Origin of the sequence: Kitasatospora sp. NPDC098663, assembly GCF_044760075.1 — a bacterium.
In the GTDB taxonomy this organism is placed as follows: domain Bacteria; phylum Actinomycetota; class Actinomycetes; order Streptomycetales; family Streptomycetaceae; genus Kitasatospora.
Genome location: NZ_JBIWAP010000017.1, coordinates 47,843 through 66,796 on the forward strand (window position 1 = coordinate 47,843; position 18,954 = coordinate 66,796).

Annotated in this window: 17 protein-coding genes and 1 pseudogene; 8 read left to right on the forward strand and 10 right to left on the reverse strand. The window is 72.2% G+C overall.

The genetic code is table 11. The features are described 5' to 3' along the window. The first annotated feature begins 208 nt into the window (after positions 1–208). Positions 209–886: a GAP family protein gene (locus tag ACIQVZ_RS19955; RefSeq protein WP_387809077.1), complete on the forward strand. Its 678-nt coding sequence runs from the start codon at positions 209–211 to the stop codon at positions 884–886. Positions 887–1,062: 176 nt separating this feature from the next. Here the strand turns inward: ACIQVZ_RS19955 and ACIQVZ_RS19960 are convergent, their stop codons facing one another. Further along, the gene (locus ACIQVZ_RS19960) at positions 1,063–1,944 is read right to left on the reverse strand and encodes an SDR family oxidoreductase (protein WP_402451584.1); all 882 of its coding nucleotides are present in this window, start codon (positions 1,942–1,944) and stop codon (positions 1,063–1,065) included. 84 nt (positions 1,945–2,028) lie between these two features. Here ACIQVZ_RS19960 and ACIQVZ_RS19965 point away from each other — a divergent pair, with 84 nt between their 5' ends. Next, positions 2,029–2,610 carry a helix-turn-helix domain-containing protein gene (locus tag ACIQVZ_RS19965; RefSeq protein ID WP_350879315.1) on the forward strand — a complete coding sequence of 194 codons (582 nt, stop codon included), beginning with the start codon at positions 2,029–2,031 and terminating at the stop codon, positions 2,608–2,610. A gap of 272 nt (positions 2,611–2,882) precedes the next feature. Beyond that, on the forward strand, positions 2,883–3,446 hold the full coding sequence (locus ACIQVZ_RS19970; RefSeq protein ID WP_402451587.1) for a DoxX family protein: 564 nt from the start codon (positions 2,883–2,885) through the stop codon (positions 3,444–3,446). 145 nt (positions 3,447–3,591) lie between these two features. On the opposite strand, the gene ACIQVZ_RS19975 is transcribed toward ACIQVZ_RS19970, so the two are convergent. Continuing rightward, entirely contained in the window at positions 3,592–4,794 is a 1,203-nt protein-coding gene (locus tag ACIQVZ_RS19975; protein WP_402451590.1) for an FAD-dependent monooxygenase, read from the reverse strand. A gap of 168 nt (positions 4,795–4,962) precedes the next feature. Here ACIQVZ_RS19975 and ACIQVZ_RS19980 point away from each other — a divergent pair, with 168 nt between their 5' ends. The 3 genes from ACIQVZ_RS19980 (at position 4,963) to ACIQVZ_RS19990 (ending at position 6,907) form a co-directional block, all read left to right on the forward strand. Further along, positions 4,963–5,490 carry a MarR family winged helix-turn-helix transcriptional regulator gene (locus tag ACIQVZ_RS19980; RefSeq protein WP_402451592.1) on the forward strand — a complete coding sequence of 176 codons (528 nt, stop codon included), beginning with the start codon at positions 4,963–4,965 and terminating at the stop codon, positions 5,488–5,490. Positions 5,491–5,685: 195 nt separating this feature from the next. Next, positions 5,686–6,261 (forward strand): hypothetical protein, encoded by a 576-nt coding sequence (locus tag ACIQVZ_RS19985; RefSeq protein ID WP_350879309.1) that lies wholly within the window; start codon positions 5,686–5,688, stop codon positions 6,259–6,261. 199 nt (positions 6,262–6,460) lie between these two features. Continuing rightward, a complete protein-coding gene (locus ACIQVZ_RS19990) occupies positions 6,461–6,907 on the forward strand; it encodes a nitroreductase family deazaflavin-dependent oxidoreductase (protein ID WP_350879308.1) in 447 nt (148 codons plus the stop codon). Positions 6,908–7,215: 308 nt separating this feature from the next. Here ACIQVZ_RS19990 and ACIQVZ_RS19995 read toward each other — a convergent pair whose 3' ends face one another. The 3 genes and pseudogenes from ACIQVZ_RS19995 to ACIQVZ_RS20005 form a co-directional block, all read right to left on the reverse strand. Next, positions 7,216–8,127: an MBL fold metallo-hydrolase gene (locus tag ACIQVZ_RS19995; protein WP_402451596.1), complete on the reverse strand. Its 912-nt coding sequence runs from the start codon at positions 8,125–8,127 to the stop codon at positions 7,216–7,218. Between the two features lie 217 nt (positions 8,128–8,344). Beyond that, positions 8,345–9,271, reverse strand: a complete 927-nt coding sequence (locus tag ACIQVZ_RS20000; protein WP_402451598.1) for a LysR substrate-binding domain-containing protein — start codon at positions 9,269–9,271, stop codon at positions 8,345–8,347. A 92-nt stretch (positions 9,272–9,363) separates the two neighbouring features. Continuing rightward, positions 9,364–10,096 (reverse strand): annotated as a pseudogene (locus ACIQVZ_RS20005) (SDR family oxidoreductase). A gap of 174 nt (positions 10,097–10,270) precedes the next feature. Here ACIQVZ_RS20005 and ACIQVZ_RS20010 point away from each other — a divergent pair. Continuing rightward, complete coding sequence (locus ACIQVZ_RS20010; RefSeq protein ID WP_350879302.1) at positions 10,271–10,861, forward strand: helix-turn-helix domain-containing protein; 591 nt, start codon at positions 10,271–10,273, stop codon at positions 10,859–10,861. Between the two features lie 159 nt (positions 10,862–11,020). Here ACIQVZ_RS20010 and ACIQVZ_RS20015 read toward each other — a convergent pair whose 3' ends face one another. The 4 genes from ACIQVZ_RS20015 to ACIQVZ_RS20030 form a co-directional block, all read right to left on the reverse strand. Beyond that, positions 11,021–12,499: a purine-cytosine permease family protein gene (locus ACIQVZ_RS20015; protein ID WP_402451600.1), complete on the reverse strand. Its 1,479-nt coding sequence runs from the start codon at positions 12,497–12,499 to the stop codon at positions 11,021–11,023. Positions 12,500–12,756: 257 nt separating this feature from the next. Further along, positions 12,757–13,590, reverse strand: coding sequence for a hypothetical protein (locus tag ACIQVZ_RS20020; RefSeq protein ID WP_402451602.1), 834 nt, complete (start codon positions 13,588–13,590; stop codon positions 12,757–12,759). Beyond that, a complete protein-coding gene (locus ACIQVZ_RS20025; protein ID WP_402451605.1) occupies positions 13,587–14,219 on the reverse strand; it encodes an RNA polymerase sigma factor in 633 nt (210 codons plus the stop codon). Before ACIQVZ_RS20025 ends, ACIQVZ_RS20020 begins: the two co-directional genes overlap by 4 nt. Before the next feature lie 216 nt (positions 14,220–14,435). Beyond that, positions 14,436–15,104 (reverse strand): TetR/AcrR family transcriptional regulator, encoded by a 669-nt coding sequence (locus ACIQVZ_RS20030; RefSeq protein ID WP_402451608.1) that lies wholly within the window; start codon positions 15,102–15,104, stop codon positions 14,436–14,438. Positions 15,105–15,193: 89 nt separating this feature from the next. On the opposite strand from ACIQVZ_RS20030, the gene ACIQVZ_RS20035 reads away from it, so the two are divergent. Beyond that, positions 15,194–17,476: a prolyl oligopeptidase family serine peptidase gene (locus tag ACIQVZ_RS20035; protein WP_402451610.1), complete on the forward strand. Its 2,283-nt coding sequence runs from the start codon at positions 15,194–15,196 to the stop codon at positions 17,474–17,476. Positions 17,477–17,662: 186 nt separating this feature from the next. On the opposite strand, the gene ACIQVZ_RS20040 is transcribed toward ACIQVZ_RS20035, so the two are convergent. Beyond that, positions 17,663–18,844: an FAD-dependent monooxygenase gene (locus ACIQVZ_RS20040; RefSeq protein WP_402451612.1), complete on the reverse strand. Its 1,182-nt coding sequence runs from the start codon at positions 18,842–18,844 to the stop codon at positions 17,663–17,665. Between the last annotated feature and the right edge of the window lie 110 nt (positions 18,845–18,954).

Genomic DNA, 18,954 nt, shown 5'->3' on the forward strand with positions numbered 1-18,954 from the left:
GCCAACCGCCCGAACATGAGGCGCCATCGCCCTCACCTCTTCATCCTGACCCGAGCGCGATGGGGGCACCACTCGGTAACGAACAGGCCAAGGCCCGCAGAGCTCCGAGAAGCTCACGAGGACAGCTTCGTCAAGTCGCAGGATCATGGAACACAGGCCTGCCGGGTTCGTCGTCCTCACGCGCTCTGACTCCCCTCTGGAGGCCATCATGGGCAAAGTTCTCGGTGACGTCCTGGGTCTTGCAGCCGGCGTCGCGATCAGCCCACTCCCGATCATCGCCATCATCCTCATCCTCGCCACGCCTCGGGGACGCCTCAACGGAGTCCTCTTCACCGTCGGCTGGATCCTGGGACTCTCGGCGCTGGGCGCGGTGATGCTGGCGATCGCTTCCCCCGCAGGTGCCTCCGCCCACCATCACCCGGCCACCTGGGTGGGAGTCCTCAAGCTCGTCCTGGGCCTGCTCCTCGTCCTCTTCGGCGCCCGGCAGTGGCACCGGCGCCCGAAGGATCCGTCGCAGGCCCAGCTGCCGAAGTGGATGAGCGCGATCGACCGCCTCACGCCGGTCAAGGTGCTCGCACTCGGACTGGCCCTGTCCGCGCTCAACGCCAAGAACGCCCCGCTGACCCTCGCCGCGGGCGCCGCGATCGGCTCGGCCGGACTGCCGGCAGGGCAGCAGATCGCCTCACTGGCGGTCTTCGTCGTGATCGCCACCCTCGGCCTGTTGGCCCCACTGGGAGTCTTCGTGCTGGGGGGAGCGCGAGCCCAGACCACGCTCGGTAACTGGAAGGACTGGGCGGCTCAGCACAACGTCGCCGTTATGGCGGTCCTGTTCTTCGTCCTCGGGTTGAAACTGTTCGGAGACGGGATCTCCGTCCTCACCTCCTGACAGGCGTCGCGGAGCACCGTTCACCGCGGAGCCGGTCTCCGGTCGCGGGCCGGTCCGCGTGGCGGCCGCACAGCGCTCAGCGGGATCGAGGAGCGGGCCCGGGCCCCGCTCGGCGGGCGAGCGGGGCCGGGTTCCCTGGCAGCCGCCGGTCCGTCCGGCAGGCAGGCGCAGGCAGCTCAGGCTTCGATGTTCTCCAGGTCCGCGAGCAGGCCCGGGCGCGTCGGCTTCCAGCCGAGGGCGGTGCGGGTGTGAGCGCTGGAGGCGGGCTGGTCGGCCGCGAAGATCGGGCCGAGGGGACCGAAACTCTCCTGCGGCACCGGCTCGACCGGAAGGCCGAGCCGCCGTCCGATGACCGCGGCGATGTCGCGGACCGCGTCGCCTTCGTCGGCGACGGCGTGCCACGCGGATCCGGCCGGGGCCTTCTCCAGGGCGAGCCGGAACAGGACGGCGGCGTCGAGCGCGTGGACGGCGGGCCAGCGCTGCGCGCCGTCTCCGGGGTAGCCGGCGACGCCGGTGCCGCGGGCGATGTTGGTGAGCAGTCCGGCGAACCCGCCCTGGCCCCGGTTGTGGACCGTGCGCGGCAGCCGTACCGCCGAGCTGCGCACGCCGCGTGAGGCGAGTGCGAGGGTGCGGTTCACCGACAGGCTGCGTCCGCTGACGGGGCCGTCCAGCGGCAGCGGGTCCTCCTCGGTCGAGGCGCGTCCCGCCACGAGGGGCGTGCCGGACGCGGTGACGAGCGGCCTGTTCGTGCCGACGAGGGTGTCGCCGAGGGCCGCGAGTGCGGCGCTCTCCTCGGCGATCCCTCGCGCGAGTGCGTCGGGCGAGCTGAAGTCGTTGCTGAAGGCGAGGTGGATGACGCCGTCCGCCTGTTCCGCGCCGGCCCGCAGCACGTCGAGGTCGGCGAGCCCGCCGCGGAGCACGTCGGCGCCGGCGGCTTTCGCGGTGGCCGCCGAGGCGTCGGATCGGGCGAGGGCGGTGACCAGGTGGCCTGCGGTGAGCAGTTCGGCGACGACGGCTGAGCCGATCAGGCCTGTGCCGCCGGTGATGAAGACGCGCATGGTGAGCTCCGAGGAGTGATGCGACTGTTGTCCCATCACTGTACGACGCGATGCGACACTTGTCCCGTCATCTAGACTGGCAACATGCCGCGATGGAAACCCGATGCCCGACAGCGCCTGGTCGTGGCTGCGCTGAGCCTGTTCGCCGAGCAGGGCTACGACGAAACGACCGTCGCTCAGATCACCGAGCGGGCAGAGCTCACGCGGAGCACCTTCTTCCGGCACTTCACCGACAAGCGCGAGATCCTCACCATGGGACAGACGGTGCTCAGCCGCCTGCTGGCCGAGGGCATCGACGGCGCCCCTGCGGACGCGACGCCGATGACGGCCGTCGCGGCCGGACTCGAGCGCGCATCGGGCGAGATGACGTCGTTCAACCGCGAGCTCAGCCCGCTGCTGCACGCGGCGATCGAGGCGAACGCGGAGTTGCAGGCGCGCAACGTGCTGAAGTGCATCGGCATGGCCACGGCGATGGTCGACGCGCTGAAGCGACGGAACGTCGCGGAACCCACGGCGCAGGTGGCCGCCGAACTCGGCGTCCTCGCGTTCAGGCTCGGCTACGCCCGGTGGACCGACCCCAGCCACGACGAGGACCCCGGCGGGCTGGCGCCCCACACGCGAGCCGCGTTCGACCAACTCCGCGCGGCAGCCGCCGATCTCAGCTGAGCTCCGTATCAGCCGCTACGAGGACTCCTGCCGCCCGTTGGTGCCGCGTAGAGTGGACACAGAGAGTGCTGGATCACGGCTTCCCTCTTCGGAGGGTTATCGGTGAGACGCACGGATGCCTCCGGTGAGGCGGTGCCGGTCCGGCCGTTCCTGGACTTGGTCGACGGCGGCGCGAGTCGCGCCCGGCCGATCTGATCTGTGCGTCGACGCCTCGTCTCGGGAGAGGCGATCCCGCTCGCGGCGGTGACGGCGCGCGGGAGGAGACCTTCGCCATGAAACTGACCGCCGAGCGGCTGCGGACCTCTGTCCGCAGTGCCGCTCCGACCTCCACGCATCCGCCGCCGGTGTCCGCCGCCGACGTCGGCCTGCTGGTGCTCCGGCTGGCCGGCCTGCTGCTGGCCGGCCACGGTGCCCAGAAGCTCTTCGGCCTGTTCGGTGGTGCCGGTCTGAGTGCCACCGGCAAGGGCTTCGAGGCCCTGGGCTACCGGCCCGGCGTCCTTTTCGCCACGCTGGGAGGAGCCTCAGAGCTGTGCGGCGGCCTGGGCCTCGCCCTCGGTCTGTTCACCCCGCTGGCCGCCGCCGCCGTGATCGGGGTGATGATCAACGCGATGTCCGTCAGCTCGGGCAGCGGCCTGTGGGCCGACAAGGGCGGCATGGAGTACCCGCTCTGCCTGGCGCTGGTCGCGATCGCGGTCTCCGCCATCGGCCCCGGACGCCTGGCGCTGGACCGTTCGTTCCGGTGGGGCCAGGGCGGGTGGTGGAGCGCGGCCGTCGCCCTGGGGATGGGCGGCATCGGTGCGGGCATCGTGCTGTCCCTGCAAGGGGTGACCCTCTAGCGCCACCGGCAACCAGGCACACCCCTCACCCAGGACGTGCTCGGCATCGACCTGGACGGCGACCTGGACGGCACCGTCGAAGCAGGGGGTGGCCGCCGAGCGGCAGAACCGCGTCCAACTCGCTGAGCCCGGCACTCGGGCGCGCTCATCCGGCGTGGTCGTAGTCCGGCAGGATCACGTCGTTGTGGGCGGCGCGTTTCCCCGTTCCCGCCAGGTCGGCGGGGGCGGCGCGCAGGGCCGCGTTGCGGGCGTCGAGCAGGTCCTGGGTGCCGGGGATGAGGTCGGTGCCGCCGGAGGTGGCCAGCGCCTGGTTCCGTTCCACGAAGGGGCGCGCCTTGCGCTCGTAGGCCGCGAAGGCGGCCGTGTGGTCGGCGTGGGAGGCCAGTTCTCCGGCCAGGAGGTAGGCGCCGACGAGCGAGACGCTGGAGCCCTGGCCGGACAGGAACGAGGTCGCGTGGGCCGCGTCGCCGGCGAGGGCGACGCGGCCGCGGGACCAGGTGGGCATGTGGATCTGGCTGACGACGTCGAAGAACAGGTCGTCGGCCTCGCGCATCGCGTGCACCAGGCGCGGGATGTGCCAGCTGTGCTCGGGGAAGGCGGCGGCGACGAGTTCGCGCTGCGCCTGAGGGTCCCGGAAGGCGTCGAAGGGGATGTCCTCCCGCTTGAGGACGAGGAACCCGTGCACGCGGTCGGCGGGTTCGTGGGCGTAGAGGACGGCCGCCCGGCCGGGCGTGTTCCAGGTGATCGCTTCGTGGGTTATGCCCAGGTCGTTCGCGAGGGTGAAACCGGCGAAGACGTGGCCGAGGTAGCGGTGGAACGCGTCCTCGGGGCCGAAGACCAGTCCGCGGGTGTTGGAGTGCAGCCCGTCGGTGCCGATCACCAGGTCGAAGGTGCGGTGGGCGCCGCTGTCGAAGGTGACGTCGACGCGGTCCGCACGGTCGTCCAGGGTGGCGATGGAGTCGCCGAAGAGGAATTCGATCCGGTGGCGGAGCGGAGCGTAGAGGGCGCTCGCCAGGTCGCCGCGCCGTACTTCCAGGTCCAGGCCTGCGGCGCCTCCGGTGACGGTTTCGGGGGCGACGGAGCAGATGGGCGCCCCGTCCGCGGCCACGAACGAGAGCCTGCGCGTGTCCACGTGGGCCTCGCGCAGTCGCGGGAGCAGCCCCATGCGGTCGACGACCTCGCGGGCGGCGCCGCGGATGTCGACGGCGTACCCGCCGCCCCGGAGGGCTGACGACCGTTCGACGATGGTGACGTCGAAGCCGTAGCGGTCGAGCCAGTAGGCGAGGGCGGGGCCGGCGATGCTCGCGCCCGAGATGAGGACCTTGCGGTTCGCGGAGTGGTTGTTCACGGTGTGCTCTCCTCCTGGCGGCGCATCCCGGCGGTCGCCTCCTGGCGGCCACACCGAAGATGTGTACCTTAGGTATCTTTATGGACGGCACGGCGTACCCGCGGAGAGCGGGCACGACTCAAGGATATAGATACCTAAGTTAGGTATTCAAGTGGAGGTGGTGGTCCGATGACCGCGGACTCGCCGGACAACCCCGGCGCGGACGAGCAGGCGGCAGCCGTCTGGGCGGCCCTGCCCCGGCTGGCCCAGCTGAGCAGCGCCATGACCCGCGGCCGCCTGGCCGAACGGGCGGCCGAGGCAGCGGGACTCGCCCTGGACCGCCCCGCACTGAGCGCGCTCATGACCCTGCACACGGCGGACCGGCCGCTGCGCGTCGGAGAGATCGCCGAACGGATGCAGGTGGTCGGCCCGCACGTCACGCGACAGGTCCAGGCGCTGGAACGGCGCGGCCTCGTCCAGCGCGTCGGCGACCCGCACGACCGGCGCGCCAGCCTCATCGAGGCGACCGCCGAAGGGACGAGGGCGGCGAACGCCTACGCGGCGTCCATGATCGGCTGGTTCACGGACGCGATAGCGCACTGGTCGGACCAGGACCGCGGGGACCTGGGCCGCTTGCTCGCGAAGCTGGCCGACGACGTCATCGCCCGCCTGGCCCTCCTCGACGACGGCGGCGGGACGCCACCGCCCGCCACCTGACCGGGCCCGGCCCGACGTCAGGAGGCCCGCGCCGGGTGTCCGCGCGAGCTGAACGCGCGGCCGGCGCCCACCCCGCGAGGGCGGCGCCTGAACGGTCAGGGCGGCACCTCGAAAACCCGTCCCGCCTCACCTCGTTCGAGTGAAACCCCCGCGGCCGCCGGCATCGGAGGGCCTGGTCGGCGACATCATGCCTCCATGATCACTTCTCCTCCTCGGCCTCTTCCTCGGCCCGCCCGACGGCTGCGTGCGGGCGCCGCCGCCCTCGCCGCCCTCGGCGCGCTCGCCCTCACCGCCACAACTGCCGCCGCCGCCCCCGCCGCCCCCGCGCCACGCCAGGCCGCCCCGTCCACGCGTACGGTCGCCGAGCCGCACTGCGGCGAATGGGTCGACTACAACGGCAACGAGGACCGCCGGATGAAGAGCTGGCTGTGTCTCTACGACAGCGGGGACGGGGGGATCTACCCGACGCTGTGGACCGAGTGCGGCTGGTGGAAGATCATCGGCTGGGCGGACCCGCCGAACGGCTGCCGCATCTGGGAGCCCAGCTCCTACGAGATCACCTTCCCGGACGGCACCAAGACCAAGGACGCGGTCTTCCCCGGCGCCTCCGGCAAGAACAGTGCCGCGAGCAACGGCAGTGCCTACCCCTGCCAGAACGGCACCTGGAAGCTGTGGTCCTACTACGGCGTCCAGATGAAGGACATCCTCGGCAACTGGGGCAGCAACGTGGCGGCCACCCACGAGGTCACCTTCAACGTCACCTGCTCCTGACCCGAAATCCGCTGAGGGTCCGGCCTGGTCCGGACCCTCACTGACGGGCACATCGCGATCGCGCCCCGCCGTCGCGCCGCCTCCTACCGGGCCGCGGCCCCGTGGTGAATCATGGAGGCGGCCGAACGGAGCGAGGGCCCCGGGGCGGACGACACCAGGTCGGCCGCCGCCGGTCCTCATCGAGTGGGACGGGAACAGCATGCCTCTTAGCGGCGAATACCAACCGAGCCCGGAGAAGTGGGTCAGCGACCAGGTCGCGCTGTACGAGGGCTCCGGGGGCACCGAGGGCACGACGCTCCGGGGCGTGCCGGTGGTCGTCCTCACCAGCCTGGGGGCCAAGAGCGGCAAGATCCGCAAGAACCCGCTGATGCGGGTGGAACACGAGGGAACGTACGCCCTGGTGGCCTCGCAGGGCGGCGCGCCCAAGAACCCCACCTGGTACCACAACCTGGTCGCGCACCCGCAGGTCGAGCTCCAGGACGGCGCCGTGCGCCAGGACATGACGGCCCGCGAGGTCGAGGGCGCGGAGCGGGAGCTGTGGTGGTCCCGCGCGGTCGAGGTCTGGCCGGACTACGCCGAGTACCAGACGAAGACGGACCGGGTGATCCCCGTCTTCGTGCTGGAACCGGAGACCGCCGACCGCTGACCCCGAACTTGACCGACGGCGACTTCAACGGTGACGGGAACACCCCCTGGCTGTTCTCGACCGACCGCCAGTCGCGGCCGCCGCACCGCCGGCGGCCGCGATCCGCGGGCTCGGACCGCCGGCTCCACAGCGACCAGCCCGACGACTGCGACCGGGCCTGCGAGGTCGAGGCGCTGGCTGAGTCGAGGGCCTGACTGAGGTGATCGGCCTGCGCGGCCACGGCAGTGCCTCCGCGCCGGTGCGGGGTGACGAGCCCGCCACCACCTGCTACCTGCCTGAGCAGAGCGCCTTGATACGCCATCGCCCGGTCAGTCGGCGACGGGTCGCCAGGCGGGGCCGTCGCCGTCGAGGTGGACCCGGCCGAACACCACGTCCGCGAAGTGGACGCCGAAGCCGATCGTGCCCGGCCGGGCCAACTCGGCGACCAGGCGCCGGCGTTCCCGCGCGGCCCGATCGGGGTCGAGGTCGGGGGCGGCCGACCACTCGGGGTGGTCCACCTGGACCGGTGAGTGCATGGCGTCGCCGAAGGCGATCAGCCGCTCGCCGCCCCCGGTGATGACGTAGGACGCGTGTCCGGCGGTGTGGCCGGGGGTGAGCAGCACGTGCACGCCGGGGAAGATCTCGTCGCCGTCGAGGACGGTGCGCACCTGTGGCGCCATGATCCGGAGGATCTCGTCGGTGATGCCGCGCGCCGCCAGGAGGTGGCGGTGTTCCCATTCGGGTGCGGCGACCAGCAGGTCGCGGCCGGCGAACGCGGGTTGGTCGTGGCCCGGGCCGGGGTTCCAGGCCCAGCCGATGTGGTCGAGGTGCAGGTGGGTGATGGCGACGGCCTCGATCGCGGCCGGCGGACGGCCCAGCGCGGCCAGGTTGTCGAGCAGCGCACCGCCGTGGATGGCTCCGCGCGGGTTGCCCGGCTGGGCCGGAATCGCCTGCGGGCCGAAGCCCGTGTCGATCAGCAGCGCGCGGTCGCCGTGCTCCACCAGCAGGGCGCCGATGCCCGCCGCCAGGTTGCCGGAGTCGTCGAGGTACTCGGGGTGGGCGGCCCAGTCCTCGTCCGTGCTGTCGGGGAACCAGCCGCGCGCGCCGAGTTCCACGGCACCGTCCGGCACGTAGGTCACCTTCGTGCCGCCGAGTCGGAGTGATCGTGTCATCGCCGGGCGCCGCAGCCGTTCGGCCGACGCCGTCCGGTCCGTGGCCTGTTCCTTCGGGGTGTTCGTCATGGTCGCTCTCCTGGTGTGTGGAGGTGAAGGCGCGTTCGCTCGGTGTCGGTCCGACGTGGCGCCGGCCCGGTGGCGGGTGTGCCGAGCAGGGCACGGCCCGCGGATCGGGTGGGGAACCGTGGTCTGCGGCACCGGCCGCATCGGCGGCGGCGACCGCAGGTGTCCAGTTCACTCCGGTCGGAGCTCGCGATCCAGCAGCACTTCGAGTTCGCGACGATCACGAATCGCGATCGTCGCGCGCCACCTCCCGACAGGCCTCCAGCAGCAAGCGCACGCGCTCGGGGGCGGCGGCGCCGTGCACCGCCAACACGGTGGGCAGGGAGAGCGGTGCCTCGGCGCTCCGCGCCCTGGCCGGGGAACGCACCGGCAGGAACGCCACCTGACCGCCGCGCAGCTGGTCGGCGTGCGCCGCGTACACCACCGTCCAACCGGCGACACCCGCGCCCAGCGCCGCAAGGGTGTCCTGGAGCGAGCTGTGCGGCGGTCCGGGCACGGGCTCGAATCCGGCGTCCCGGCAGGCACCCACGACCAGATCGACCAGCGGCGGGTTGCTCCGGCGTTCCGTCAGGTGAAGCGGCAGCTCCGAGAGCCGGGCGAGGTCGACCGCGTCCGCCCCGGCCAGCGGGTGACGGGCCGGCAGGGCGACCACGAGTTCCTCCCGCCACACCGGGATCAGCCGCACGCCTTGCGGCGCCGTGACCTCTCCGCGCACGAAGGCCGCGTCCCACTCCCGGTCGGCGACCCGCCGCAGGCGCTCCTCCGGCGCCGCCGACGCCAACTCCACCCGGGTGCCGGGCGCGTTTCGCTCCAGCGCCGCCAGCACCCGTTCCAACCGCACGCCCATGCCCCGGCTCGTCCCGACGCGAAGCACGGTCTCCCGCTCGGTGACGAAGCCGCCGACCAGATCCAGGGCCCGTTGTCCGGCCGCCAACACCTCACGGGCGCCGGGCAGGAACGCCGCCCCCGCGGCAGTCAGCCGCACACGGCGCGCCGAGCGGTCGAACAGCTCGACGCCCAGCTCACGCTCCAGCCGGCCGATCTGCTGGCTGACGGCCGACTGCACGATCATCAACCGCTCGGCTGCGCGACCGAAGTGCAACTCCTCCGCCACCGCCACGAAGTACCGCAACTGACGAAATTCCATGACCTCGACCGGATCGGGAGCAGGGCACCGCCAGGCTACGGCAAGCACCAGCGCCCCGGTCCGACCGCTCCGCTCACCCCGTCTCGGGGGGTCTATCCCTGGGCGGTGGGGCGAACGACGATGTCGCCGACGTCGACACCGTCCGGCTGCTCGATGGCGAAGGCGATGGCGCGGGCCACCGCGGTCGGCGGGAGGGCGATCTCCATCAGCTTGTCGATCTGGGCCTTCGCGGCCGGGTCCATGTGCTCCGCGAAGTCGGTGCGGACGGCGCCGGGGGAGACGACGGTCACGCGCAGGTTGGCGCCGGCCTCCTGGCGCAGGCCCTCGGAGACGGTGCGCACCGCGTTCTTGGTGGCGGCGTACACGGACTGGAGCGGGACGATGCGCAGTCCGGCGGTGGAGACGGTGTTGACGAAGTGTCCGAATCCCTGCTCCCGGAAGATGGGGAAGGGCTGCGGCGATTCCGTACAGGACACCTTTGAGGTTGACGTCGATCATCTGCTCCCAGTCCTCGACGCGCAGGTCGTCGAGGGGGGAGATCAGGCCGATCCCGGCGTTGCTGACGAGGACGTCGAGCTTGCCGTACCGCTCGCGTGCCAGCTTGACGAGGCCGGGGAGGTCCTCGCGCCGCGTCACGTCCGTGCGGATCCAGGCGGCCTCGCCACCGGCCTGTTCGATACGGGCGGCCAGGGCGGCGAGGCGCTCCGGACGGCGTGCCCCGAGGACGACCTTCGCGCCTCGCTCGGCCAGCAGAAGCGCGGTCGCCTCGCCGATGCCGCTGCTGGCGCCCGTGATCGCCACGACCTTGCCTTCGATTCCCGGCATGCTCGCCTGTCCTTCCAGAGTGCGGATCGCGGAGTGCGGAGTGCGGAGTGCGGAGCGGAGGGGGCGTCCGGGCAGGTCGGACCATGCCCTAGAGTGAAAGTGGAGGCTCCGCCACTTCGCCCAGACTAAGCGGCGGAGCCTCCACTTAGCAACAGAGAAGGGAGCGAGCCGCCGATGACCCGAGAGGCAGGACGCCCGCTGAGGGCCGACGCGCAGCGCAACCGGGACAAGATCCTGGCCGCCGCGGTGCGCGTGTTCAGCGAGGAGGGGCTCGACGCCCACTTCGAGCGCATCGCCAGGGAAGCGGGCGTGGGAACGGGCACGCTCTACCGCAACTTCCCGACCCGCGAGGCACTGATCGAGGCGGCGTACCGCAACGAAGTCGCCCGGCTGTGCGAGGCCGCCTCCGGCCTCCTGGCGACGATGCCGCCCGCCGACGCCCTGCGGGTGTGGACTCGCCGCTTCATCGACTACGCCACCGCCAAATACGGCATGGCCGACGCCCTGCGAGCCGTCGTCGCCTCGGGCGGCAACCCCTACGCCGACAGCCACGAGATGATTCAGGGCGCCCTCGACTCCCTGATGGAGGCCGGTGTCGCCGCCGGAACGATCCGCTCCGACATCCGTCCGACCGACATGTTCGCCGCCCTCGCCGGAATCGCCCTCACCTCGGCCAAGCCCGAGCAGCGAGAGCAGGCCGAACGCCTCCTAGACCTCACCCTGGACGGGCTGAGGTCCGTGCCGCCCCGGTTGCCCGGGAACTGACGACGGAGCCGGGCACCGCGCGTGTGCCGGTGCCCGGCCAGGCTGTCGGCCGGTGCGGGGGTGTGGTGGCAGAACGGGACCGCCCGGCCGCCGGCTCGGGTGAGGCGGCGACCGGGCGGTCGGGGTGTGTCGGGGTGGGTGTGGGGCCGTGTCCCGGGGTCAGGCAGCGGCCGGTTCGGGCTGCTCCGCCTGACGGTCGGCGGGCTGTCCGGTGGTGGTGGTGGTGTTCTCCCGGGGGGCGGGGAGTGCGGCCATGATCGCGGCGGAGATCACGATGGTCGCGGCCCAGGCGAGCCCGTACCTGCCGACGGGGGTGTCGGAGAGCGGGCCGGCGAACCAGTCGCACTTGGTGAAGGCGAGCCCCAGCAGCAGGGCGAGCACCCAGGACACCATGGCCTGCCAGCAGAAGCCGCCGGTGTACCAGTAGCGGCTGTTCCTGCTGGTGTCCATGAGCCCGGCGGCGTCGTAGCGCACCGCGCGTGAGCGGCGCCGGAACATGTCCACCGCGTAAACGCCGATCCAGGCCGAGAAGGAGACGGCGAGCAGGATCAGGAAGGTGATGAAGGAGCCCAGGAAGCTCTTGGCGACCAGCATCAGCAGCAGGCCGCCGACCAGCGAGATCACGGCGTTGATGCTGACGGCCGTGGCGCGCGGCAGCTTGACGCCCATGGTCTGCGCGGTGAAGCCGGCCGAGTACATGGAGAGGCTGTTGATCAGCAGCATGCCCACGATCGCGGTCAGCAGGTAGGGCACGGCCAGCCAGGTCGGCAGCAGGTCGCCGAGGAAGGAGACCGGGTCGGCGGCCTGGGCCAGGCCGGGCGAGGCCACCGCCATCACGGCGCCCATGAGCACCATGGGCACCATCACCAGGCCGGCGCCGGAGACCGTCACGCCGACGATCTTCCTGCCGGAGGCGGCGTGCGGGAGGTACCGGGCGAAGTCCGGGCCGGTGGGGACCCAGCTGATGCCGCCGGCGGCGATCGTCCCGATGCCGGCGATCATCATCGCGGTGGTGCCCGCGGGCTTGGCGAAGACCTCGCTCCAGTGCATGGTGGCGACCAGGTAGCCCAGTACCAGCACGCTGAAGACGCCGAAGAGGTACGTCGACCAGGTGTTGCAGACGTTCAGTGCCTTACGTCCCATGCCGGAGACCAGGAAGGTGCAGGCGACGAAGGCGAAGAGCGTGATGACGATCAGCGCGGTGTTGGTCTTGACGCCGAAGAGCAGGTCGAGGACGGTCAGCACGGCGTAGGCGCCGGTGACGGCGTTGATCGTCTCCCAGCCGAACCGGGCGATCCAGAGCACGGCGCCGGGGAAGAGGTTGCCGCGTACCCCGAAGGTGGCGCGCGAGAGGGTCGCGCCCGGCGCCCCGCCCCACTTGCCGGAGACCGACAGCACGCCGACCAGGCCGAACGAGATGAGCGCGGCGCACGCCGCGACGATCAGGACCTGCCAGAAGTTCAACTGGTTGAACACCACCAGGGCGGCGCCCATGGTGAGCAGCAGGACGCTGATGTTCGCCGCGACCCAGGTCGGGAAGAGCTCGCGGACTCTGCCCCCGCGTTCGTGGTCGGGGACGGGTTCGATGCCGCGGGTTTCTATCGCGCCGCCGGTTTCGGCGTTCGACGGGTTGTCCATGAGGGTGGCTCCGTGCGTGTGAAGCGGAGATAAATCGAACAAATAGGGCATTTACGGAACTCTTCGCGCGTAGCGCGGGAGTTGAGCCATCCTACTTTGTCCGCTTCGGTTCCAGGTCGGCCCGGTATCGGAAGGGACGGCGCTGACCGTACGTCGCCGGCCCGAGAGCGGAGGCCTGACCGGGTGCGCGCTGATCCAGATGCTCAGCGCGCACCCGAGGGGTCTCACCTGGGCGTCACCGGGGTCTCACCCGGGTCTCACCTGGTGAACAGCGAGCTGCCGCCGACGATGCGGGTGGTGCCGTCGGCGAGGGTGACGGTGACCGTGTCGGGGACAGCGCGGTGCGACATGGTCCCGGGCCACCAGGCGGTCCAGCGGCCGTCCGCCACGGTGACCTGGAAGGTGCGTCCGGCGACCTGCATGGTGATCGCCCTCACGTCGGCCCCCACGGAGCCCTGCGCGTAGTTGAACCTGCCGTCCCCGTTCCCGTGGGAGCCGCCGGTGTCGTAGGTGACCGCATCGGCCGCCACGTTCTTCACCGGGTCGATCGCCTCCCACAGGCCGCTGGTCTCCGAGGCGACGTAGCAGAGCATGGCGTTGCCGCCGCGGTTGACGATCATGGAGGCGACCTTGCCCCGCAGGTCCGCGTTGGTGATCTTGACGGGTTGCCCGGCGCCCGGGCCGTCGGCCATCCGGGCCAGGCACCACTTCTCGGCGGTGGCGCCCGGGCCGGTCGACGCGGCCAGCGGCGTCGGGACGCCGGTCCAGCTGGCCAGTTCCGCGGAGCTCAGCGGCCCGCGGGCGCCGCCTGGCGAGGACTGCGTCACGGCCACGGCCACGGCCGTACCCACGACGAGCGCACCGGCGAGGGTGACGGTCAGCCGCCGCCGAAAGCGCGGCCGGGCCGGGGCCGGGGCGGGGACCGGGGTCGCGGCCGTGGTGGGGGTGGAGGTGTCGAGGTCGATCTGGCGCATCAGGCGCTCCCGGTGTAGGGCGTGGCGTCCTGCGGGGAGGTCGCGCTCGGCCGGCACGGGCACCAGCCCGAGCAGTTCCGCGCGCTCGACCGGCTCCGGCCGCTGTCCGGCGTTCACTGGTGTACCTCCTTCGGGGACGGGGCCGCGTTCGCGGACCCACCCTGGATCTGGTTCCGGTCACGGCCGGGTTCCACTTTTTTCCGTTGCGCCCGGCGCTGGGCCGTCTCGGCGAGACGGTGCAGCCGGGTCCGGGCCCGGGACAGGCGTGAGCGTACGGTGCCCACCGGTACGCCCAGGGCCTCGGCGGCCTCCTGGTAGTCCAGGCCCGCCCACACGCACAGGGCCAGCACCTCGCGGTCCGGGCGGCGCAACCGCGCCAGCGACTGCCGCAGCGCCGCGATCCGCGCCGCGTCGTCGATCCGCCCGGCCACCTCCTGTGCGAAGTCGGGAACGTCCTCGCGGGCCGGCGGGAGCTGCGCCAGGACCTGCCAGTGCCGCCGGGCGGCCCGGCGCTGGTTGCTGACCAGCTTCGTGGCGATGCCCAGCAGCCAGGGCCGCAGCGACCCGCCCTCCGCCTCGACCCGGTCGTGCCGGCGCCAGGCCTCCAGGAACGTCAACGACATCACGTCCTCCGCCGTCGACCAATCCCCGGTGAGGCGGAACACGTGGTTGTACACCGCGCGCGCATACGTGTCGAAGAGCCGGCCGAACGCGTCCCGGTCACCGGCCCGCACCCTCGCGCGCACATCTCGATCTGAAGAGTCCACGCCCCCTATCTGGTGCCCCGCCCGCCCGGGTTCCTATGACCTGCGTCACCCGCGAAAGGCGCCTGGCGGCTCTACCGGCCAGGTCTTTCACAGAGCGCTGTCACCGATCAGGGGGGCAGAGCCCGGTGACCGGTGTGTCTCCCGATCAAGGAAGAGCAGCTCATGAGCGCCACCGGCGTCGGGGCGCCGCTGGCGTCAGGGCGATCGGGGGAGCGAGGCGAGGATGGCGTCGAGGCCGAACTCGAAGACGTCCCGCTGGGTGAAGGTCGGGAAGTCGACGGTGGTGGCGTGCATCGCCGGGTACACCTCGGCCGGGAGGCGGGCCAACTGCTGGCGGACCCGTTCCCAGTGCTGCGGGTCCTCGTCCCAGACCCGGCGGACGGGGTAGAGCGTGGCGCAGCCGAGGACGAAGCGGATCAGCGTGGCCAGCAGGCCGATCGCCGTCCGGTGGTCGACTCGCAGGCGCGCCAGGCGGGCGTAGATCTGTTCGGACATGCGGGCCTCGACCTCGCCGACTCCGTCGGAGGGGGCGTTGATCTGCAGGAGGGCCGGGTGCGTGATGAACAGCTCGAAGTAGGCGTGCATCACCTGCCGGAGCCATGCGACGTCGTCGAGGTCGGGGTCGGGCCACTGGAATCGGCTCAGCAGTTCCGCGGTGACGGCGAGGAGGATCGCGTCCTTGTCGCGGAAGTGCGTGTAGAGCGACATCGGGCGGACGCCGAGGTGGTCGGCGAGCCGACGGATGGTCACCGCGTCCAGTCCGTCGCGGTCGATCAGTTCGATCGCCGCGTGGACGATGGCCTCGGGGCTGAGGGTGCCGCGGGGTGCGCGATGGGGCGTTGTCTTGTGCCTGGGCGATGGCATTGGGGTTCCTGATTCGTTCGGGACCACAGTTCCATTACTGTACCGTACGCTGTACTGTTCCCGGATCGACACTGATCACAGGAGGCCGGATGTCCACAAATGCACTCCCCGCCACTGCCTACGACCGAGCTGAGCGAATGCTGCTGCACAACCGGTCCCGGCTCGCCCTGCGGGCCAAGGCGAAGCCCGTCTGGATCGGCGGCGGCGAGAGGTTCTGGTACCGGGTCGAGACCGAGCGGGGCGGCGAGTTCGTGCTGGTCGACCCCGCCGCCGGGACCCGGGAGCCGGCGTTCGACCCCGAACGGCTCGCCGCCGCGCTGGCGTCCGCCGCCGGCCAGCCGGTCCAGCCGTACGCGCTGCCGTTCCGGGCGGTCGAGTTAGCGGACGGGGCGGTCGCGTTCGACGCGTTCGACGCGCGCTGGACCTGCCGGCTGGCCGACTACCGGTGCGCGCGGGACGAGAAGCACGCCAAACCCGCACCGCTGGAAGTCACCTCGCCGGACAGGAAGTGGGCGGCGTTCCGCCGCGACCACGACCTGTGGGTGCGTTCGGCCGAGACGGGCGAGGAGTTCGCGCTCACCGCCGACGGCACCGCGGATCGCAGCTACGCGGCCCACCCCGACGCGGCGGCCCCCACGCACCTGCTCGGCAAGCTCGGTCTTGCGGAGATGCCGCCGGCGCTGCTGTGGTCTCCGGACTCGGCACGCGTCCTCACCCACCGCACCGACCAGAGCGAAGTCGCCCTGATGCACTTGGTCGAAGCCGTCCCGCCGGACGGCGGCCGGCCGCGCCTGCGCAGCTACCACTACCCGGTCCCCGGCGAGCCGATGACCTGCGGCGAGTGGATCGTCCTCGACGTCGCGTCCCGGACCGCGACAACCGCCAAGACAGACCCGTTCCTGCTGCCCTACCTGTCACCTGTCACGCTGAAGAAGGCGTGGTGGGCCAAGGACAGCACGGCCGTCTACTACCTGGATCAGCCCCGTGACCTCCGGACGCTGCGGCTGCACGCACTCGACCCGGCGACCGGCGAGGTGCGCACCCTGGTCGAGGAGCACGGCGACACGCGGGTGGAGGCCGCGCAGGAGGCCGCCCAGAAGCCGATCGTGCACGTGCTCGCCGGCGGCCGCGAGACGCTGTGGTATTCCCAGCGCGACGGTTGGGGGCACCTGTACCGCTACGAGGACGGGGCGCTGGTCGAACAGCTCACCCGAGGCCCGTTCGCGGTGCAGGAGATCGTGCACGTCGACGAGGCGGAACGGGTCGCGTACGCCGTCGTCTCAGGACTGGTCCAGGCCGACCCGTACCGACGGTCGCTGGTCCGGGTCGGCCTGGACGGCGGCGGGACCGCCAAGCTCACCGACGACGATCTGGACCACGTGATCACCGCGCCGGAACACGGCCGCTGGTTCGTCGACTCCGCGTCGACCGTCGACACCCCGCCGACGATCGCCGTGCGTGACCGTGGCGGAGCCGTGCTGGTCGAGCTGGAACAGGCCGACATCACACCGCTGCTGGCCGCCGGCTGGACGCCGCCGGAGCGGGTCAGGACCCTGGCCGCCGACGGCGTCACCGAGATCTACGGCGTCCTCTACAAGCCCCACGGCTTCGACGCCGCGCAGCGCTACCCGGTGATCGACCACCCCTACCCGGGCCCGCAGACCCGCCGGGTGGCGGCCTCCTTCGACCCGGGCGCCTACGGCTACGACGCCGAGGCGGTGGCGGCGCTGGGCTTCGCGGTGCTGGCCGTCGACGGCCGCGGAACGCCCGGCCGGGACAAGGCCTTCCACGACCACGCCCACCGCAACATGGGCAGCGCGGGCGCGCTCGAAGACCACGTCGCGGCGCTGCGCCAACTCGCGCAAACGCGTCCGTGGCTGGACCTGGACCGGGTCGGCATCTTCGGCGTCTCCGGCGGGGGATTCACCACCGCCCGCGCCCTCCTGGCGTTCCCCGACTTCTACAAGGTCGGCGTGGCCGAGGCCGGCAACCACGACAACCGCCACTACCACGCGCTGTGGGCCGAGGCCTACGACGGACCGTTCGACCCGGACGCCGGGGCCCGGCTGTCCAACACCGAGCTGGCCGAGAACCTGGTCGGCAAACTACTGCTCGTCCACGGCGACATGGACGACAACGTGACACCGCATCTGACGATGCGGCTGGTCGACGCGCTGATCGACGCGAACAAGGACTTCGACCTGCTGATCGTCCCCGGCGCCGAGCACAGCTTCCTCGGCCGCAACGGCTACGTCGCCCGCCGCCGCTGGGACTACCTGGTGCGCCACCTCATGCACCGCGAGCCGCCGGCCGGCTACCGGCTGGCGGACGTCCCGCTCTCCCTGGAGCTGCTCGAAGTCCTCTTCGGCTGACGTGGAAAGGACCTTCGCCGGTCGGACCCGCACTGCTGCCAGGACCCGCCGCCCCTCCACCGGCACGTCCGCGACCACCCGCCCGTGGAAGGGGTGCACCTGCCCCGTCGGCCGTCCGCACATCGGGCACGGCACCGGACAATCCCCCGCTGCGGACGGCCGGTCCCGGGCAGGGGGGGGCCGTGCTCAGGCGGTCGCGTCGAGGGCCGGGGGCTGCCAGTTGTACGTCCCGGCGGAGCGGTTGAGCAGGGTGCGGGCCGGGAGCAGGCCTGCGAGGGTGAGGGCGGCATCGCGCAGGCGGGTGGCGGCGGGGGTGCGGAGGGCGACGAGGCCGCCGATGCGGCGGGAGCCGGTGACGATGGCGGTGGTGCGCGGGAGGCGGGCGGCGGTGTAGGCGGGGAGGGTGGCGGCCGGGTCCCCGGCGGGGGTCAGGGCGGAGGCGAGGACGACGGCGTCCTCGATGGCCTGGCAGGCGCCCTGGCCCTGGAAGGGGCACATGGCGTGGGCGGCGTCGCCGAGGAGGGCGACCCGGCCGTGGTGGTAGGCGGGCAGGGGGTCGGCGAGGTCCCAGACGTCGTGGCGCAGGACGCGCCCGGGTTCCGCGAGCGTGAGGAGTCGGGGCACGGGCGCGCACCAGGTGCCGAACCGGCGCAGGAGTTCGGCCTTCTCGTCGCCGTCGGCCGCGCGGGCGCCGGCCGGGGCGAGGGCGGCGCCGTACACGTAGACCCGGCCGTCGGCGAGCGGGACGACGCCGGCGAGCTGTCCGCGTCCCCAGACCTCGCCCACGGCATCCGGCCGGCGGGTGGGGGACACGATGGTGCGCCAGGTGGTGAAACCGCTGTAGCGGGGGCCGGGGTGCTGCGGGAAGAGCTGCGCGCGGGTGGCGGAGCGCAGGCCGTCGGCGGCGACCACCAGGGCGGCGGGCCGGTCCCCGTCGGGGGTCCAGACGACGGCTGGTTCGGTGGTGCCTCCGGGGGTGACGAGGGCGGCGGGCGAGTCGGTGCGGACGGTGCCGTCCGGAAGGGCGTCGACCAGGGCGGCGATGACGTCGGCGCGGGCGACGGCGGTGATCGTCTCGCCGAAGCAGGCCTCGAAGGTGGCGGTGTCGGTGCGGGCGAGCCAGCGTCCGGAGGGGTGGCGCAGGCCGATGGCGGGATGAGGGGCGGCGAGGGCGCGCAGGCGTTCGCCGACGCCGAGCCGGTCGAGGGCGCGCAGGGCGTTGGGGGCGAGGGCGAGTCCGGCGCCGACGGGTTCGAGCGAGGCGGCGCGCTCGTGGACGGTCACGGGGATGCCCCGGCGGTGGAGGGCGAGGGCGGCGGAGAGTCCGCCGATGCCGCCGCCGATGACGATCGCCTGATACGCGTCCATGAGTGAACCCCTCTCCCGGCACTACGGCTGTAGTGACCACTTCCCGCACCGTACTACACCTGTAGTTGGAATGGGCTAGTGTTGACGGGAAAGGGGTTCGGGCCCGCCCC

Bases quoted from the DNA above. Each gene is read 5' to 3' on its own strand.
- ACIQVZ_RS19980 (WP_402451592.1), top strand. From the start codon at position 4,963: ATGACCGCGGACTCGCCGGACAACCCCGGCGCGGACGAGCAGGCGGCA.
- ACIQVZ_RS19965 (WP_350879315.1), top strand. From the start codon at position 2,029: ATGCCGCGATGGAAACCCGATGCCCGACAGCGCCTGGTCGTGGCTGCG.
- ACIQVZ_RS19970 (WP_402451587.1), top strand. From the start codon at position 2,883: ATGAAACTGACCGCCGAGCGGCTGCGGACCTCTGTCCGCAGTGCCGCT.
- ACIQVZ_RS20000 (WP_402451598.1), bottom strand. From the start codon at position 9,271: ATGGAATTTCGTCAGTTGCGGTACTTCGTGGCGGTGGCGGAGGAGTTG.
- ACIQVZ_RS20015 (WP_402451600.1), bottom strand. From the start codon at position 12,499: ATGGACAACCCGTCGAACGCCGAAACCGGCGGCGCGATAGAAACCCGC.
- ACIQVZ_RS20040 (WP_402451612.1), bottom strand. From the start codon at position 18,844: ATGGACGCGTATCAGGCGATCGTCATCGGCGGCGGCATCGGCGGACTC.
- ACIQVZ_RS19960 (WP_402451584.1), bottom strand. From the start codon at position 1,944: ATGCGCGTCTTCATCACCGGCGGCACAGGCCTGATCGGCTCAGCCGTC.
- ACIQVZ_RS19985 (WP_350879309.1), top strand. From the start codon at position 5,686: ATGATCACTTCTCCTCCTCGGCCTCTTCCTCGGCCCGCCCGACGGCTG.
- ACIQVZ_RS20010 (WP_350879302.1), top strand. From the start codon at position 10,271: ATGACCCGAGAGGCAGGACGCCCGCTGAGGGCCGACGCGCAGCGCAAC.
- ACIQVZ_RS20030 (WP_402451608.1), bottom strand. From the start codon at position 15,104: ATGCCATCGCCCAGGCACAAGACAACGCCCCATCGCGCACCCCGCGGC.
- ACIQVZ_RS19995 (WP_402451596.1), bottom strand. From the start codon at position 8,127: ATGACGAACACCCCGAAGGAACAGGCCACGGACCGGACGGCGTCGGCC.
- ACIQVZ_RS20035 (WP_402451610.1), top strand. From the start codon at position 15,194: ATGTCCACAAATGCACTCCCCGCCACTGCCTACGACCGAGCTGAGCGA.
- ACIQVZ_RS19955 (WP_387809077.1), top strand. From the start codon at position 209: ATGGGCAAAGTTCTCGGTGACGTCCTGGGTCTTGCAGCCGGCGTCGCG.
- ACIQVZ_RS19990 (WP_350879308.1), top strand. From the start codon at position 6,461: ATGCCTCTTAGCGGCGAATACCAACCGAGCCCGGAGAAGTGGGTCAGC.